Origin of the sequence: Wolbachia endosymbiont (group A) of Clivina fossor (assembly GCF_964026865.1) — a bacterium.
GTDB lineage: Bacteria > Pseudomonadota > Alphaproteobacteria > Rickettsiales > Anaplasmataceae > Wolbachia.
Window position 1 is genome coordinate 927,356 of sequence record NZ_OZ034707.1, and the last position, 16,882, is coordinate 944,237.

Here is a 16,882-nt window from a genome sequence, read left to right on the forward strand (position 1 = left end):
GATATGAGCGTTAAGTTGTAGGTAAAAAAAAATGTTTAGTATGTTTTCGAATCTTTTTGGCAAAAATTCTAATAATTCAAGTGTTATTGGAAGTGATGTAGAAGTTAGCCCTATAAAAGAAACAGTGACTCCTGTAGATATTGATGAGGGTTTTGAAGAGATTGATCTTGCAGAAATTGATGAGAAAGAATTTTTTGAATGTGCAGCAACACAAGAAGAACTAAATTCGTTGCTTGAATCTGAATCACAAGGTAAAACTATTTCTTATGCCCTTAAGCCATTGCTTTATACTGCAAAATATGGAGCTAAAGCGCTATCAGCAACAACGGTAGTTGTATCGTACGCCTTAAATGGGGCTTCATATGGTATAGCTGGTATATCTTATATTCCTCATGGTGCATCAAAAGTGCTTAAAAAATGCAAAGGAGAAGATAAAAACACAGTAGGGTATAAAATTACCACTTCTTCTCAGAACTTACTAGATTTTACGTCAGGTGCTATATATACTGTGTCATATGTACCATATGGTGCTGGAGTAGTTTTAAATGGAGTGTCTGGTATAGCGAATCAATTAGATTCCTCTTTATCTCCTGAAAAAATAGAGCAGATCTGCACTAAATCAGATTTGTTTGTAGACAACTTATCCAGTAAATTAAAGGGAATAAAAATAGAGAATTTTTCACAAGCTCTAGCGGTAGCTTGTTAGGCGTGTACGGTTTAGGAGACAATAAACTCATCTGAACGGATATCTTCAAGCATATCTGTTCAATGGTGCGGTAGAAAATGGTTGCGCAGACAAAGTTGCTATAGCTAGTGCAACCCTACGTCACACCGCCGCGGCGCTAACATGTAGCAGAATGACGAACCCTCGGTAAACCCAAAACTATAGGATAAAATAGACTAAATATGGTGTAATTTGGCTGATTTTTTTAATATTTTACAAAGTACAAAGCAAAAACTTAAACTCTTTTAAGTTGTCTTTTAGCCGTACAACTGAACGGATCAAACTTAACCTAACTCATCACCACCTGGCAGTGGTGGCAAGCCAAATGCTTCCCTTTTTTCATTGAGTGTCATAAAGCTTGCGTTTTCTACGTATTTCCACAACTTTTGCCTCTTTTCCATGAGAATTTCTATTGCATCTTTGTCGTACGACAAGCACAGATCCTCGCCAAATTTTGGTGTTAGCCAAGAATTCAGGTGACAGATAATATTTTCTAGCGTTGGTAAAACCGTCTGTTCCCAGAGGGATAAGCGTGCTTCGACTAAATTGCTATAAGTGTTATCACCTGGTATGCCAAGCAACTGCGGCGGGACGCCAAAAGCCAGGGCAATATCACGAGCTGAACTGTGTTTGGACTCAATAAAATCCATATCCCTTGGTGATAAGCTCATTTCTTTCCACTCCAAGCCTCCTTCAAGCAATATCGGTCTTCCAGCATTGACAGAACCTGAATAATGATCATTTATTTGCTCTTTTAAGCGTTGGTACTGCTCTTGACTTAAACTTCCACCACTCCCGTCCTTCGCTGATTTCACAACTATTGCACCACTTGGTCTTGCCCCATTTTGCAACATCGCTTGATTCCAAGCACCCGCCTGATTATGCTGATCTATACTGTATGCAGCTGCCTCAATTGGTGATAATCCATACCAATCATTCAAAGGGTTAAAGGTCTTTAGGTGCAACACTGCTGAACGTCCGGTTAGTTTATCAACTTTAAAGTCATAACCGTTGTTATTTATGGTATAACGATAGATATAAGGAACGTTATTTCTCCCTGGAACAATTTCAACCCTATCAGGGCGCAGAAGATAAAGCTCTGTTGGTGGTTTTCTATTGTTCTGCGACTCAACCATCAATATATAAGAATTGCCGTTAACTAACCGATAAGTTACAATCCCCTCAATAAATTCCGATTTTGATGTCATTGGATTAGGAGAATAAAGTAATTTCAGTAATGGATGGGCTTTTAGTTGCGATTTTCCCTGTTCAGTAAGCTGGCAGAGAGTAAAAGGTACCGAAGATGCAGCACTTGCAATCATATTAATTGCTCGAAAGGCAATAACATTTTTTATGTAACCTTCCTCAGCAAAACTTACATAATCACGCTTACTCCAACTTGGCTCCATCATTAGTTGCAAAGCAGAATATTTAGTAAATACTGCGCTTTTTTTTCTTTGAAAGATGTTGAAATTCATATGTGCCTCATGAAAGATGTTTAAAAGTTAAAAGTGTTTTAGATTCTGTAGTTAAACTAAGACATAGATCCCAGTGTCACGCACTGGGATGACATCATAGGGGGCACTGGGATGACGGAAGGAAAGCACTTGGATGACAGGAAAAGAATGCACTGCTATACTAAAAAGAAAAGAAATTGAACATGACAGAATGGCTAATATCTAATCAGCTTATTGATTATAACTGTGCCGTAAAATCTATGGAAGAAAAAATTCAACAAATTTACAATAATTCAGCAGACGAATTGGTATGGCTACTCCAGCACCCTCCACTTTATACTGCAGGAATCAGTGCAACAGATGATGATATTGTTGAAAAACTATTTCCTATATATAAAACAGGAAGGGGTGGTAAACACACATATCATGGTCCAGGACAGCGCATCATATATTTAATGTTAAACCTTAAAAAAAGAAATAAATGTGACATAAAGCTATATATTAGAGACCTAAGTAAGTGGATAATAAATGTTTTAAAGCAATTTAATATACTTGGAGAATTTAAAGAGGATAGAATAGGTGTTTGGGTGAATAACAATGGAGTAGAAAAAAAAATTGCAGCTTTTGGTATTCGCTTAAGAAAATGGGTAACTTATCATGGCATAGCGCTTAACGTCTTTCCAGATCTCTCTCACTATAAGGGTATTATTCCTTGTGGACTGCAAGGTTATGGCGTCACATCAATGGAAGAACTAGGAGTGAAAGTTCCACTCTCTGAATTGGATGATATACTAAAAAAAGAGTTTTATAAGATATTTTAATGATCATTTACCTTTTATATTTTATTTTCACTTTATGTGCTAACACAGGTATTCATGCAATCGACCGAGTTGATATTATTGCTCCTTCTTCCAAGGGAAAAGAATCAGATCTGACTACTATAAAAGAATATGTAGAAGCTTCGGATTTTAATCCCCATATTTCGGAAAAAATATATAGTAATGACAATCCATTTTATTCCAACTCTGATGAATTCAGAGCAAATGATTTGGTTAGTGCACTAACTAATGATAGTAAAATAATTTGGTGTATCAGAGGAGGAGAAGGGGCTTCTCGGTTAATTCCCTATCTAGAAAAGTTACCCAATGATAAAAAAGAAAGGATTGCTCAAAACAAAAAAATCCTCATAGGCTATAGCGATATAACTGCCTTGCACATCTATCTACAAGCTAAATATGATTGGCAAACTCTTCACGGCACCATGTTGGAAATGATAGTAAATAGCTCCGTTTCTGAAAGCTCTGTTGAAAAATTGAAAGAGTTAATTCTTAACAAGCGGGATTCTATCAGATTTGATAACCTAAAGATGATAAACAATGGCATTAGACTAAAAGATGGCAGATTAGAGTCTAAAATCATCGGTGGTAATATGACTTTAGTTGAAAATAGTATAGGAACCGCTTGGCAAATAAATGCGAAAGGTAAAATTCTATTTTTAGAGGACATAAGAGTTTACCCATACGCAATAGAGCGCAGTTTAGATCACCTAAAACAAGCTCACATTTTTGATGGAGTGCATGCAGTAATCTTTGGGGATTTCGTTAACTGTTATAATGATAATCTTGTTGAAGTTGTAAAAGAAAGGCTTGCAAAAAGTGTTAACTTTCCTGTATTTACAATGAAAGGGGTAGGCCATGGACATACAAATGACCCTTTACCTCTTAACACTCACGCTATTATTAGCGTTCAAGACGAAAAAGAAGGTTTGTTTTTTATGGATGTGCAGAATGTTAGCTAATCTTATAGCTAATGCGAGCTCTACGTCATGCCGCCACGGTATCTCTTAGCCGCTAACACGTAGCGGGATACTTAACCGTCATACCGCGATTCATTCGCGGTATCTCTAGATCCCGCTAACACGTACTTAACCGTCATACTGCCGCGGCGCTAACAACTGTACGAACGTTGTAGTTTGGGCCACCAGTGGGGTGTCATCCATAAGTGTTGAAAGTGCTATAAATGGCATTATATAAGGTGGTTAACGGCATAAATTTCAATGGTAATAAAATAAATTAAAAAAGCGCCTTTTTGCCTGTGGTTAGAAGGTTTAAGCGAATTTTCGACGTGGTTTATCTGCTTTCCCAACAACGAAGGTTGATATCAAGAGGAGATTTACATACCATTAATCACCTTGTGTGATTGCACTTTCAACACTTATGGGTGTCATCCCAGTGCCCAGACACTGGGATCCAGCTTCTATGCAACTTAATTAAAAACGTTTGTTTTAGCGTAAGACAACTACCTTTAGCTCATCAGCTCAGTTATAAGCAAAATTTCTGGATCCCAGTGTCTGGGCACTGGGATGACACCATTTGCTATGCAATTTACCTTCAAAAACGAATGTTCGTACAGCTATGAGTGAGATCAAAGAATTGCAGAATTAAGTGTGAATGGTTACAGAGTAATTTCAAAGTGCATTTGCAGTTGGACTGGCTGAATGGATATATTTAATGAAAGTCCCATTTCACGGTGTTCAAATCTACTCCTTCTTGTACCATCTCCCAAAGTGGGCTCATTTCTCTCAGTCGGCCAATATTTTTAGCAACAAGATCTGCTGCGTACAAAACTTCTTCTTTAGTTGTAAATCGGCCTAGGCCAAATCTAATTGATGAATGCTCAAGGTCGTGGCCATTATTTAGCGACCGTATGACATAGGAAGGCTCAAGAGACGCAGACGTGCACGCAGAACCAGAACTTACTGCTAAATCCTTGATTGCCATGATGAGAGACTCACCCTCAACATAGGGAAAGCTCAAGTTTAGGTTGCCAGGAATTCTATTTTCATAATCACCATTTAAAACGATATCAGGAAATGCTTCTTTTATCTTATTGTACAAAATATCTCTCAGTCCTTCCAATTTGCTTGCTTCTGTTTCCATTTCTTCTTTAGCGATACGTGCCGCTTCACCAAAACCAACTGCAAGAGGTGTTGGAACTGTTCCAGAACGCATACCTCTTTCTTGTCCACCACCACTAATTAGTGGTATTAGCCTAACACGAGGATTCTTTCTACGGACATATAATGCGCCTATTCCCATAGGTCCATAAATTTTGTGGCTAGAGAGACTCATAAGATCAATGCACATCTCATTAACATCAATTGGAACTTTTCCAAAGCTTTGAGCTGCATCTGTATGGAAAAATATATTATGCTTTCTGCATATTTTACCAATCTCCTTTACAGGCTGAATTACTCCGATTTCATTATTTACCATCATCACTGAAACCAGGATTGTTTTATCAGTAATTGCTTCCTCAAGCTTTGATAAATCTATAATTCCGTTTTGCTTAACAGGCAAATATGTAACTTTAAAGCCTTCATTTTCCAGATGCCGACAAGAATCCAGAACACACTTATGCTCCGTGCAGACAGTTATTATATGATTTCCTTTATTTTTGTAAAAGTGAGCAATGCCCTTGATTGCTGTATTATTTGACTCAGTTGCACCTGAGGTAAAGATAATTTCTTTGCTATCTGCGTTCACCAGATCAGCGATGTGTTTCCTTGCTTTTTCCACTGCTTCTTCAGCAGTCCAACCAAATGAATGGCTGCGAGAGTGTGCATTACTGAACTCACCAAAATAAGGTATCATTACCTCCAAAACACGGGGATCCACTTTAGTAGTAGATTGATAATCAAGAAATATTGGTAATTTTATTTTAGTATCATGTATTTTCTTACTTTCAACATTCATAAAGCTACCACAGGGACAAAATTTACAACTATTTAATAGCACTAAAACTTAATTTTTTCAAGGTATAATCTTGCATTTGTAATAGTAATTGAGATTCTGGATTATCGCTAATTTGATAATTTAAAAAAATGACTTCCACTCCTAATTTCTTAAACTCTTCAAGTAATATCATCTGATATGCATACTTACGAGATAAACGATCAGGAGAATGAATATAAACCTTATCAATGTTACCTTCTGCTATTTTATCACGTAATTTTTCCAAACCAGGACGGATTATGTTATACCAAATCTCATAAATAAGTAGGCAAATAACTCACAGAACAAATGGTTTTGATCGAACTTTCCGTAATATTACGAATGAATGCACATACAGTATCCTCCAATAAACTAACAGAGTCATATATTCTATTTTTAATGAGATTGTCTTTCAAATATTGCCATAAACGCTCTACTGGATTTAACTCTGGTGAATATGGAGGTAAATAGATTAAGGTAATATTTTGTGGTATTTTTAAACCTTTGGATCTATGCCATCCTGCACAATCCACAACAAGAAATGCCTCCCTTGTTCCTAAATATTGTGACATCTGCTCAAGGAATATATTCATACAATCAGTATTGACGTTTGGTACGAATAAGCTAGAACTCTCTCCATTTCTAGGATTAACTGCACTATAGAGATAAAAGTTTTGCCTACCTAATTTTACCTTAACCTGTGTCCTAATGCCTTTTTTAAACCACCCGTGTCCAATCTTTGAATGTGTGCCAAACCGCGACTCATCGAAGAAAAATAGCTCTTTTTCGGGATACGTGACAATAGTTTCATTAAGATTTTTTTTTAAACTCTTCTTGTTTATTTTTATCCTGTTTATTGTGCACAGGCCTTGGAGTAATATACGAAAAACCTAACTTTTGCATCAGTCTATGTGCTGTAGACTTACTTATACCAAATCTCATAAATAAGTAGGCAAATAACTCACAGAACAAATGGTTTTGATCGAACTTTCCGTAATATTACGAATGAATGCACATACAGTATCCTCCAATAAACTAACAGAGTCATATATTCTATTTTTAATGAGATTGTCTTTCAAATATTGCCATAAACGCTCTACTGGATTTAACTCTGGTGAATATGGAGGTAAATAGATTAAGGTAATATTTTGTGGTATTTTTAAACCTTTGGATCTATGCCATCCTGCACAATCCACAACAAGAAATGCCTCCCTTGTTCCTAAATATTGTGACATCTGCTCAAGGAATATATTCATACAATCAGTATTGACGTTTGGTACGAATAAGCTAGAACTCTCTCCATTTCTAGGATTAACTGCACTATAGAGATAAAAGTTTTGCCTACCTAATTTTACCTTAACCTGTGTCCTAATGCCTTTTTTAAACCACCCGTGTCCAATCTTTGAATGTGTGCCAAACCGCGACTCATCGAAGAAAAATAGCTCTTTTTCGGGATACGTGACAATAGTTTCATTAAGATTTTTTTTTAAACTCTTCTTGTTTATTTTTATCCTGTTTATTGTGCACAGGCCTTGGAGTAATATACGAAAAACCTAACTTTTGCATCAGTCTATGTGCTGTAGACTTACTTACCTCAATAGAAAACATTTTCTCAATTATGATTTTTAATTTCTTAGCCGTTAGGTTGGCTCCTTCTTCTGCTATGACATTTTTAATTTCTTCTTGCTGCTTGTAGCTCAACTTCGGCTTTACTCCACGTCCTGGTTGTATTTTAAACGCATTGACTCCTCCTTCCTTAAATCTTGTAATCCACTTCATCAATGTAGTTCTAGTAATTCGGTATATTTGAGCAACTTTTGTTATTCCATATTCTTTTGCAGATATTATTGCCTGTAATCTTCTTCCTATCTCTCCTCTTATGCCGTGCTTCTTTAATTCCAGGTTACACTTATTATATAATTCTTCTCCTATTGCTTTACTTTTTCCTGCCATAACTCCCCACTAATTCTTAAATTATTCTATTTTAGAAATTTTTCTTTATTCGTCTATTTATTTTTAGGAATTGGTATTACCTCAATAGAAAACATTTTCTCAATTATGATTTTTAATTTCTTAGCCGTTAGGTTGGCTCCTTCTTCTGCTATGACATTTTTAATTTCTTCTTGCTGCTTGTAGCTCAACTTCGGCTTTACTCCACGTCCTGGTTGTATTTTAAACGCATTGACTCCTCCTTCCTTAAATCTTGTAATCCACTTCATCAATGTAGTTCTAGTAATTCGGTATATTTGAGCAACTTTTGTTATTCCATATTCTTTTGCAGATATTATTGCCTGTAATCTTCTTCCTATCTCTCCTCTTATGCCGTGCTTCTTTAATTCCAGGTTACACTTATTATATAATTCTTCTCCTATTGCTTTACTTTTTCCTGCCATAACTCCCCACTAATTCTTAAATTATTCTATTTTAGAAATTTTTCTTTATTCGTCTATTTATTTTTAGGAATTGGTATTAGAACCACTATAACCATTATCAATAAATTTATATTCATTTAATAATTTATGTCCATCCATACTAATTTGATTCTCTATAGCAGCAATTTGGCTTGCTATTGTATCTTCTTGTGCTTGCCTACCTGAAGAAACTCTTGCATATAAACTAACTGTTACCATTTTACCGTCCTCAAATCTACTTTCTTATACCAATTCTCAATAATAATGAGACAAATGAAAAAGAGTGCTTTCCGCCTATAACTGGAGGTTTAAGTGAATTTATCGTATATTCTATTTGTCTTCCCAATAACGAAGTTTGGTATTATATTCAGAGTTTTCTTCCTTTTTGCTCGCTTTTATTGGTTTACTTAACACTAATTTTTCATATGCATCTAATAGATACAACTCTGCTAATCGATTTACTTCATAACTACAACTAATCCGAACTATTAATTTTTTGTTGCCCATGAGCTCTACCATATATTATTCATCGAGACATATGGTTATTTGATCATTAGCTCTATAAATAAATTCAACTCTCCGTTCTTTTTGTAGAAGCTTTCGAGAAATAGTCTTCTCAAGTTTCAGGTTTATTGCAATATTGTTGGCGGAGTCTTTGCGCTTGTTATAGCAATAATGGTAAGTGAGATGAGCAAAAGATATATAGAAAAGGAATTTCAGAAAAAGATGTTTATGGAACTGGAGGAGTGTAGTTCTACTGTTAATGATGTTGCAATTGTGAGTAGATGCAGATAATGATATACGCTAGAGCTTTTTCTGAAGGTTTAAGACCAGATCCGCAACTTAAAGTATCAGAGTGGGCGAATGAGTATCGAGTTTTAGCAGCAACTGCAGCATCAGAGCCAGGTAAATGGAGAACAGAAAGAACTCCTTATTTAAAAGAAATCATGGATTCACTTTCTCCGTCCTCACCAGCAGAAAAAGTAGTATTCATGAAAGGAGCGCAGATTGGGGGAACAGAAGCTGGCAACAATTGGATTGGCTATATCATCGATCAAACACCAGGACCAATGCTAGTAGTACAGCCAACAGTTGAAATGGGGAAACGTTGGTCGAAGGGAAGATTTGCACCGTTAATAGAGAGTACACCATGTTTAAAAAGTAAAGTAAAAGACCCAAGATCAAGAGATTCAGGGAATACTGTACAAAGTAAGGAATTTCCAGGTGGAATAGTAGTAATAACCGGAGCAAACAGCAGTGTAGGCCTCCGATCTATGCCAGTAAAATATCTCTTTCTTGATGAAATAGACGCCTATCCAGGAGATTCAGGAGGAGAGGGAGATCCAGTACTGCTCAGTATTGCTCGAACTAATACATTTGCACGGCGAAAGATTTTTTTAGTATCAACACCAACGATTCATGGAATAAGCAGAATTGAGAAAGAATTTGAAGCAACAGATAAGCAGTACTTTTTTGTACCATGTCCGTATTGTAATTACTATCAAGTTCTAAAATGGTCACAAATAAAATGGGAAAATAACGACTCAAGAACAGCACATTATGTCTGCACTGAATGTAGCGGCAAAATAGAAAATCATCAAAAAACAGAGATGCTAGAACATGGAGAATGGAGACCTACTAATCCAATAAAAGGTGAGAAAAAAGGATTTCATCTTTCAAGTCTTTATAGCCCAGTTGGTTGGTATAGTTGGCAACAAGCAGTAGAAGATTTTCTCCATGCCAAAGAAAGTGAACAATTACTGAAAGTTTGGATAAATACAACGCTTGGAGAAACCTGGGTAGACAAAGGAGAAGTACCAGACTGGAAGCAATTATTTAACAGGAGAGAATTTTTTCCCATAGGCACAGTACCAAAAGGAGAAGTGGTACTTACTGCAGGTGTTGATGTCCAAAAAGATCGTTTAGAAGTAGAAGTTGTTGCATGGGGAAAAGGCAGAGAAAATTGGTCAATAGATTATCGAGTATTTGAAGGAGATACAGGAGGTGGAGAAGTATGGAAAAAGCTTTCGGAGCTCCTCAATCATCATTTTATCGGTGAAAATGGGCTTGAATACATGATAAGCATGATGGCGGTTGATGCTGGATATGCAACACAAGAAGTATACAATTGGGTAAGAGGTCATCAAGGATCGGGAAGAGTAATGGCAGTAAAAGGTGCAAATAAAGCACTAGTGCCGCTGAGTAGCCCAAGTAGAGTTGATATAACAGTTGGTGGTCAAAAGCTAAAGAGAGGAATAAAGCTCTGGCCAGTAGGAGTATCGATATTAAAGTCAGAGCTTTTTCAGCTACTTAATATTTTAAAAGAAGAAGAGAAAGTGCCAGCAGGATATTGTCATTTTCCTGAGTATGCACCTGAATATTTTAAGCAGTTAACGGCAGAGCAATTAGTCAGCAAAGTGGTGAAAGGATATACCAAACAAGAGTGGCAAAAGGTAAGAGAAAGAAATGAAGTACTAGATTGCCGAATTTACGCAAGAGCAGCATCTATTGCACTTGGAATTGATCGTTGGCCAGAGAGTAAATGGAATAGTTTGAGTGGAAAAATGGAAAGCAAAAAGCCCAAAAAATTAAGACAGAGTAAATGGCTTGGTAATCAAAATGTACAGTGAAGAATATTTAACTCAAGTTGAGAAAGCAATTCAAAAACTGCAAAGCGGAGAAAGAGTTGTCTCAATTGCATATGGTGACCATGTTGTGCGGTACGGGGAAGTTCAAATAAAGGATTTATTGGATCTCAGGCAACGAATAAAAGCGGGGTTAAAAGTTGCAGGCATGAGGCCAAAGAGGAAAATTGTTTTTTCAACGAGTAAAGGAATTTTATAAATGCTGCTCAAAACCTTCAAGCAATTATTTAACAAACCAAAGATAAAAAGCTCTGCATGGGATGCAGCAGGCTCAGGAAGAAGATTTTTTCACTTTCAACCAGAGTTAGGAAGTGTAAACAATTTGCTGTCTCAAAGCCTTGAGCACTTGCGTAGCCGCTCTCATGATATGGTAAGAAAAAATCCATATGCAGCAAATATCATTGACACAATAGTAAGTAACTCTATTGGAACAGGAATAAAACCACAATCAAAAGCAAGAGATGGGGAATTTCGAAAGAAGGTGCAAGAATTATGGCTAAGATGGACAGATGAAGCAGACAGTAGCGGAGTAAGTGATTTTTATGGATTACAAGCTCTAGTATGCAGAAGTATGATAGAGGGAGGAGAATGTTTTGTACGTTTAAGAACGAGAAAGCTAGAGGATAGATTTTCTGTACCACTACAACTGCAAGTACTTGAGTCTGAACATTTAGACAATAAAACAAATCAAACTTTAGCAAATGGTAATGTAATAAGAAACGGGATTGAGTTTAACAAGCTTGGGCAAAGAGAAGCATATTACCTATTTAAAGAACACCCTGGTGAAGGCTCGTTTGGTGAATCAGTGAGAGTACCAGCAAATGATGTTTTACATATTTATAGACCTTTAAGACCTGGGCAAGTTAGAGGGGAGCCTTGGCTTTCTAATATACTGCTGAAGCTTTATGAGCTTGATCAATACGATGATGCAGAATTAGTAAGAAAAAAGACAGCAGCGATGTTTGCAGGGTTTATTACGAGACTTGATCCTGAGGCAAATATTTTAGGTGAGGCGCAAGCAAATGAGCAAGGAGTAGCATTATCTGGCCTAGAACCTGGAACTATGCAGCTTTTAGACCCAGGAGAGGACATAAAATTTTCAGAGCCGTCTGATGTTGGAGGAAGTTATGAAGCATTCATGAGACAGCAACTGAGGGCAATAGCGATTGGTACAGGGATAACATATGAACAGCTAACAGGAGATTTAACAGGTGTTAATTATTCATCCATTCGAGCAGGGCTGATAGAGTTTCGCAGAAGGTGCGCAATGTTACAGCATAACGTGATAGTGTTCCAGTTTTGTAGACCTATTTGGAATAGATGGCTAGAGTTAGCAGTACTTTCTGGAGAATTGAGTATAGATGAAAAAGTAGTAAAAGCAGCGAAAGAAGAAGTAAAATGGATACCACAGGGATTTGATTGGGTGGATCCTTTAAAAGATCAACAAGCACAGCAAATGGCAGTAAGAAATGGATTTAAGAGTCGATCGGAAGTAGTATCAGAAATGGGTTACGATGTTGAAGAAATTGATCAAGAAATAGCAGAGGATCAAAAACGTGCAAATAGTCTCAACTTAATGTTTGACTCTGATTGTAAAGGATTATGATGCTCTTAGGAAAACCATTAATGCTTGAGCCAAGAAGTTTTGAGCTATTGTCATTGAACAATCAAAAACATCCTACGTTTAAAAATATAAAGCATTCCATCAAAAGTAACGTAGAAAGAACTGAAATTATACCAATTCATGGAATCTTGACGAAAAAACCAGGTGCGTTTGATGAAATGCTCGGAATGACATCATATGAGCAAATAGAAGTACAAGTAAAGCAAGCATTGGAAGATAGTAGTATAGAGGCTATTTTACTGGACATAGATAGTCCCGGAGGAGAGGTAAACGGTATATTTGACCTTGCTGATTTTATCTATAGTGCAAGAGGAAAAAAGAGGATAATAGCGATAGCAAATGATGATGCGTATTCTGCTGCATATGCTATAGCTTCTAGCGCTGAAAAGATTTTTCTCACCCGCACTTCAGGAGTAGGAAGCATAGGGGTAATCGCAAGTCATATAGATCAAAGTGGTTTTGATGAAAAACAGGGAATAAAATATACCACAGTATTTGCAGGAAGTAGAAAAAATGATTTAAATCCGCATGAGCCAATAACATCTGAAAGTCTGGGAAGCTTAAAAAAAGAAGTAGACCGACTATATGAAATGTTTGTGCAGCTAATAGCAAGGAACAGAGGTCTTTCAATTGAAAAGATTCGATCAACAGAGGCAGGGCTATATTTTGGGGAGAAAGCAGTAGAAATAGGTCTTGCAGATGGAATTACAATTCTTTCATCTATTAATAAAAACAGGAGTATTACTATGAATGAACAAACTACAACTGACCTAAAAACTGATAATTTAACTAAGTATCGTAATGAAGTTCTTGAATTAATACGTTTATGTAACTTATCACGAATGCCAGAAAAGATAGGAGAATTTATTGAGCAAAGCGTAAGTGTTGAGCAAGCCAGGGAAGTTTTAATGGAATTACTTGCAGAAAGAACAAAGAAGACAGAGATAATAAGTACAATACCACAGAATTCAGGAGAAGAGTTGATGATGCAGGTAGCAAAAAGTCGTGCGCAATTAGGCATTTAAAATATTTGCAGTATAATAAAAGGAGAAAAGCAAAATGAGTACTATAACAGAACAAAATAACCTTGGTGATCTTCTGAAATACGAAGTTTCAAATCTATATTCAAGAGACCAAATAACAGTGGCAAAGGGGCAAAATCTTAAACTTGGTACAGTTGTTGGTCGTGATGAAGATGATCTAATTAAGATTGTAAACCCAACTGCAACAGATGGTACACAAACAGCAATAGGTGCAATAGTAAGTGATGTAAATGCGACAGAAAATGTGAAAGCAGTAATTATTACTCGTGGTGCAATTCTAGCAGATCATGCAGTTGTATGGCCAGCAAATATCACTGAAGAACAGAAAGCTGCAGCAATAAAGCAACTTGAAGCACGAGGGATCATCATCCGCAAGGGAGTTTAACTAGCTATTTAAAAACAGCATTAAAGGGGGAAAGATGCAAAATCCATTTACAAATACAGCATTTAGCATGACGGCACTAACAAATGCGATGAATATATTGCCGATAAATTATGGACGAGTTGAAAATTTAAATTTATTTCCAAGTAGGTCAGTAAGATTTAGACATATTACCATAGAAGAACATAGTGGAGTTTTAAGTCTACTACCAACGCAAGTCCCCGGAGCACCAGCAACAGTGGGAAAAAGAGGAAAAAGAAAAGTAAGAACGTTTACGATTCCACATATTCCGCATGATGATGTAGTATTACCAGAGGAAGTACAAGGAATAAGAGCATTTGGATCAGAAAGTGAACTTAAAGCGCTGGCAGATGTAATAACTGACCATTTGCAGCTAATGAGAAACAAACACGCGATAACATTAGAACATTTGCGGATGGGAGCGCTGAAAGGGATTATTCTAGACGCAGATGGCAGTGAATTATTAAATCTGTACAACGAATTTGAAATAACACCAAAAGTAGTAAATTTTGCCCTTGGAACAGCAACAACTGATGTAAAACGTAAGTGTCTGGAAGTATTGAGGCATATTGAGGATAACTTAAGTGGTGAATATATGACCGGGATTCATGCCTTGGTAAGCCCTGAGTTTTTTGATGCACTCACTTCGCATAGTAAAGTAAAAGAAGCATATGAAAGATGGCAAGAAGGAGCAGCACTTCGAAATGATATGAGGTCAGGATTTACGTTTTGTGGAATAACGTTTGAGGAATATAGAGGGCAAGCAACAGATCCTGAAGGAACCGTGAGAAGATTTATAGAAAGAGATACAGGTCACTGTTTTCCACTAGGAACAGCGAGCACATTTACAACATATTTTGCACCAGCAGATTTTAATGAGACAGTAAATACTCTTGGACAGCCACTATATGCAAAGCAAGAACCAAGGAGGTTTGATAGAGGGACCGATTTACATACGCAGTCAAACCCTTTGCCAATGTGCCATAGACCTGGAGTATTAGTAAAAGCCTCTATAGCGTAACATACTGGTAGAGTAATTACAAGTTGGTGAGGCACAAGAAGACTCTACCAGCATATAGCATACTTATGAAAGAATGCAAGCATCGAACAGACGAAATCTGTCAAATCAGAAAGAAACACACAAATTTAAGTTTTTAGTAGTTTTCAAGTATAGTTGTACAGGGAGCGCCTCTGCAGTTATGACCGACATTTTCAATGGTGCCTAAGTGCCCGTATGCAAGCATGGTTTTGGAAGGAACGGTCAAATCATTGATGGAGTCATTTAGACTACCTCGGTTAGGAGATTGTACTATCAACCGTTCCAAGCTGAAGCGTTTCCCTATTACAAATTATATGTAGGAGTTACCATGAAAAAAGCAAAAAGTAAATTAGAAATAGTGAATCCTAATGCAGCAGGAATAGACATTGGTTCAGCTGTACACTATGTGTGTGTACCTGAAGGAAGAGATGAACAACGCGTTCAGAAATTTGACTGCTTTACTGAAGACCTTCATAACTTAGCACAGTGGTTGAAAAAGTGTAAAGTTACAACAGTAGCTATGGAATCAACAGGAGTATACTGGATTCCTTTATTTCAAATACTTGAGTCATACAAATTCGAGGTAAGATTGGTAAATGCACGGCATGTAAAGAATGTACCTGGTAGGAAGTCTGACGTTCAAGATTGCCAATGGCTCCAACAACTGCATAGCTACGGACTGCTTCATGGATCGTTTAGGCCAGATAATCAGATGTGTGTATTGCGCAGTTACGTGCGGCAACGCAAAAATCTCACTGAAAGTGCATCTACACATATTCTGCGTATGCAGAAGGCATTAATTCAAATGAATATACAATTACACAAGGTTATTAGTCATATTACTGGGATAACTGGTATGAAAATCATTGAAGCTATAATTGAAGGCGAAAGAGATTCTGAAAAATTAGCAGAATTCAGGGACGTGCGAATGAAAAATGATCAGTCTACTATTGCAAAAGCGTTAGCTGGTGACTATAGAGAGGAACACTTATTCACGCTAAAGCAAGAATTTGAGTTATATAATATTTATCAAGAAAAAATAGCAGAATGTGATAGAAATATTGAAGCCTATTATAAAACGTTTGAAACAAAGTCTTGTGAAAGCAAACAGCTAATACCAAATCTCATAAATAAGTAGGCAAATAACTCACAGAACAAATGGTTTTGATCGAACTTTCCGTAATATTACGAATGAATGCACATACAGTATCCTCCAATAAACTAACAGAGTCATATATTCTATTTTTAATGAGATTGTCTTTCAAATATTGCCATAAACGCTCTACTGGATTTAACTCTGGTGAATATGGAGGTAAATAGATTAAGGTAATATTTTGTGGTATTTTTAAACCTTTGGATCTATGCCATCCTGCACAATCCACAACAAGAAATGCCTCCCTTGTTCCTAAATATTGTGACATCTGCTCAAGGAATATATTCATACAATCAGTATTGACGTTTGGTACGAATAAGCTAGAACTCTCTCCATTTCTAGGATTAACTGCACTATAGAGATAAAAGTTTTGCCTACCTAATTTTACCTTAACCTGTGTCCTAATGCCTTTTTTAAACCACCCGTGTCCAATCTTTGAATGTGTGCCAAACCGCGACTCATCGAAGAAAAATAGCTCTTTTTCGGGATACGTGACAATAGTTTCATTAAGATTTTTTTTTAAACTCTTCTTGTTTATTTTTATCCTGTTTATTGTGCACAGGCCTTGGAGTAATACCAATTCCTAAAAATAAATAGACGAATAAAGAAA

At 36.6% G+C, this 16,882-nt stretch carries 16 protein-coding genes and 4 pseudogenes; 11 read left to right on the top strand and 9 right to left on the bottom strand.

Annotated elements, in window-relative coordinates:
- Positions 1-31: 31 nt before the first annotated feature.
- Entirely contained in the window at positions 32-706 is a 675-nt protein-coding gene (locus AAGD99_RS04740) for a hypothetical protein (protein WP_341822732.1), read from the top strand.
- A gap of 302 nt (positions 707-1,008) precedes the next feature.
- Here the strand turns inward: AAGD99_RS04740 and AAGD99_RS04745 are convergent, their stop codons facing one another.
- A complete protein-coding gene (locus AAGD99_RS04745; protein WP_264732042.1) occupies positions 1,009-2,202 on the bottom strand; it encodes a phage portal protein in 1,194 nt (397 codons plus the stop codon).
- Between the two features lie 182 nt (positions 2,203-2,384).
- Here AAGD99_RS04745 and lipB point away from each other — a divergent pair, with 182 nt between their 5' ends.
- Positions 2,385-3,002: a lipoyl(octanoyl) transferase LipB gene (gene lipB, locus AAGD99_RS04750; protein WP_253309637.1), complete on the top strand. Its 618-nt coding sequence runs from the start codon at positions 2,385-2,387 to the stop codon at positions 3,000-3,002.
- The gene (locus AAGD99_RS04755) at positions 3,002-3,979 is read left to right on the top strand and encodes an LD-carboxypeptidase (RefSeq protein ID WP_341822733.1); all 978 of its coding nucleotides are present in this window, start codon (positions 3,002-3,004) and stop codon (positions 3,977-3,979) included. The genes lipB and AAGD99_RS04755 overlap by 1 nt, the downstream gene beginning before the upstream one ends.
- A 709-nt stretch (positions 3,980-4,688) precedes the next feature.
- On the opposite strand, the gene AAGD99_RS04760 is transcribed toward AAGD99_RS04755, so the two are convergent.
- From AAGD99_RS04760 to AAGD99_RS04790, 7 genes and pseudogenes are all read right to left on the bottom strand, one after another.
- Positions 4,689-5,936, bottom strand: coding sequence for an IscS subfamily cysteine desulfurase (locus tag AAGD99_RS04760; RefSeq protein WP_253309635.1), 1,248 nt, complete (start codon positions 5,934-5,936; stop codon positions 4,689-4,691).
- 28 nt (positions 5,937-5,964) lie between these two features.
- Positions 5,965-6,201, bottom strand: a complete 237-nt coding sequence (locus AAGD99_RS04765) for a recombinase family protein (RefSeq protein ID WP_341822734.1) — start codon at positions 6,199-6,201, stop codon at positions 5,965-5,967.
- A gap of 28 nt (positions 6,202-6,229) precedes the next feature.
- Positions 6,230-6,884, bottom strand: a pseudogene (locus tag AAGD99_RS04770) (IS630 family transposase); the annotation flags it as partial.
- Positions 6,885-6,892: 8 nt separating this feature from the next.
- Positions 6,893-7,907, bottom strand: a protein-coding gene (locus AAGD99_RS04775; RefSeq protein ID WP_341822214.1) for an IS630 family transposase whose coding sequence is annotated in 2 segments (ribosomal slippage) — positions 6,893-7,441 and positions 7,443-7,907 — 1,014 coding nt in all. Because the reading frame shifts where the segments join, the coding sequence is not laid out codon by codon here.
- Between the two features lie 53 nt (positions 7,908-7,960).
- A complete protein-coding gene (locus tag AAGD99_RS04780) occupies positions 7,961-8,347 on the bottom strand; it encodes a helix-turn-helix domain-containing protein (RefSeq protein ID WP_341822735.1) in 387 nt (128 codons plus the stop codon).
- Between the two features lie 63 nt (positions 8,348-8,410).
- Entirely contained in the window at positions 8,411-8,584 is a 174-nt protein-coding gene (locus AAGD99_RS04785; protein ID WP_341822736.1) for a recombinase family protein, read from the bottom strand.
- A 111-nt stretch (positions 8,585-8,695) separates the two neighbouring features.
- Positions 8,696-8,872 (bottom strand): hypothetical protein, encoded by a 177-nt coding sequence (locus AAGD99_RS04790; protein ID WP_341822737.1) that lies wholly within the window; start codon positions 8,870-8,872, stop codon positions 8,696-8,698.
- A gap of 135 nt (positions 8,873-9,007) precedes the next feature.
- Between AAGD99_RS04790 and AAGD99_RS09010 the strand changes: the two are divergent.
- From AAGD99_RS09010 to AAGD99_RS04825, 8 genes and pseudogenes are all read left to right on the top strand, one after another.
- Positions 9,008-9,160: pseudogene (locus AAGD99_RS09010) on the top strand (ankyrin repeat domain-containing protein); the annotation flags it as partial.
- Positions 9,160-10,995: a phage terminase large subunit family protein gene (locus tag AAGD99_RS04795; RefSeq protein WP_341823211.1), complete on the top strand. Its 1,836-nt coding sequence runs from the start codon at positions 9,160-9,162 to the stop codon at positions 10,993-10,995. The pseudogene AAGD99_RS09010 and the gene AAGD99_RS04795, both read left to right, overlap by 1 nt.
- Positions 10,985-11,209, top strand: a complete 225-nt coding sequence (locus AAGD99_RS04800) for a gpW family head-tail joining protein (protein WP_341822738.1) — start codon at positions 10,985-10,987, stop codon at positions 11,207-11,209. Before AAGD99_RS04795 ends, AAGD99_RS04800 begins: the two co-directional genes overlap by 11 nt.
- Positions 11,210-12,616 (top strand): phage portal protein, encoded by a 1,407-nt coding sequence (locus AAGD99_RS04805; protein ID WP_341822739.1) that lies wholly within the window; start codon positions 11,210-11,212, stop codon positions 12,614-12,616.
- On the top strand, positions 12,616-13,659 hold the full coding sequence (locus AAGD99_RS04810) for a S49 family peptidase (protein WP_341823212.1): 1,044 nt from the start codon (positions 12,616-12,618) through the stop codon (positions 13,657-13,659). The genes AAGD99_RS04805 and AAGD99_RS04810 overlap by 1 nt, the downstream gene beginning before the upstream one ends.
- 34 nt (positions 13,660-13,693) lie before the next feature.
- Entirely contained in the window at positions 13,694-14,062 is a 369-nt protein-coding gene (locus AAGD99_RS04815; protein WP_341822740.1) for a head decoration protein, read from the top strand.
- 34 nt (positions 14,063-14,096) lie between these two features.
- Positions 14,097-15,101, top strand: coding sequence for a major capsid protein (locus AAGD99_RS04820; RefSeq protein ID WP_341822741.1), 1,005 nt, complete (start codon positions 14,097-14,099; stop codon positions 15,099-15,101).
- 346 nt (positions 15,102-15,447) lie between these two features.
- Positions 15,448-16,230: pseudogene (locus AAGD99_RS04825) on the top strand (IS110 family transposase); the annotation flags it as partial.
- 13 nt (positions 16,231-16,243) lie between these two features.
- Here the strand turns inward: AAGD99_RS04825 and AAGD99_RS04830 are convergent.
- Positions 16,244-16,847, bottom strand: a pseudogene (locus tag AAGD99_RS04830) (IS630 family transposase); the annotation flags it as partial.
- Between the last annotated feature and the right edge of the window lie 35 nt (positions 16,848-16,882).

Coding starts and splice junctions, on each gene's coding strand:
- AAGD99_RS04740 (WP_341822732.1), top strand. CDS start 32: ATGTTTAGTATGTTTTCGAATCTTTTTGGCAAAAATTCTAATAATTCA.
- lipB (WP_253309637.1), top strand. CDS start 2,385: ATGACAGAATGGCTAATATCTAATCAGCTTATTGATTATAACTGTGCC.
- AAGD99_RS04780 (WP_341822735.1), bottom strand. CDS start 8,347: ATGGCAGGAAAAAGTAAAGCAATAGGAGAAGAATTATATAATAAGTGT.
- AAGD99_RS04805 (WP_341822739.1), top strand. CDS start 11,210: ATGCTGCTCAAAACCTTCAAGCAATTATTTAACAAACCAAAGATAAAA.
- AAGD99_RS04795 (WP_341823211.1), top strand. CDS start 9,160: ATGATATACGCTAGAGCTTTTTCTGAAGGTTTAAGACCAGATCCGCAA.
- AAGD99_RS04755 (WP_341822733.1), top strand. CDS start 3,002: ATGATCATTTACCTTTTATATTTTATTTTCACTTTATGTGCTAACACA.
- AAGD99_RS04760 (WP_253309635.1), bottom strand. CDS start 5,936: ATGAATGTTGAAAGTAAGAAAATACATGATACTAAAATAAAATTACCA.
- AAGD99_RS04820 (WP_341822741.1), top strand. CDS start 14,097: ATGCAAAATCCATTTACAAATACAGCATTTAGCATGACGGCACTAACA.
- AAGD99_RS04785 (WP_341822736.1), bottom strand. CDS start 8,584: ATGGTAACAGTTAGTTTATATGCAAGAGTTTCTTCAGGTAGGCAAGCA.
- AAGD99_RS04815 (WP_341822740.1), top strand. CDS start 13,694: ATGAGTACTATAACAGAACAAAATAACCTTGGTGATCTTCTGAAATAC.
- AAGD99_RS04800 (WP_341822738.1), top strand. CDS start 10,985: ATGTACAGTGAAGAATATTTAACTCAAGTTGAGAAAGCAATTCAAAAA.
- AAGD99_RS04810 (WP_341823212.1), top strand. CDS start 12,616: ATGCTCTTAGGAAAACCATTAATGCTTGAGCCAAGAAGTTTTGAGCTA.
- AAGD99_RS04745 (WP_264732042.1), bottom strand. CDS start 2,202: ATGAATTTCAACATCTTTCAAAGAAAAAAAAGCGCAGTATTTACTAAA.
- AAGD99_RS04790 (WP_341822737.1), bottom strand. CDS start 8,872: ATGGGCAACAAAAAATTAATAGTTCGGATTAGTTGTAGTTATGAAGTA.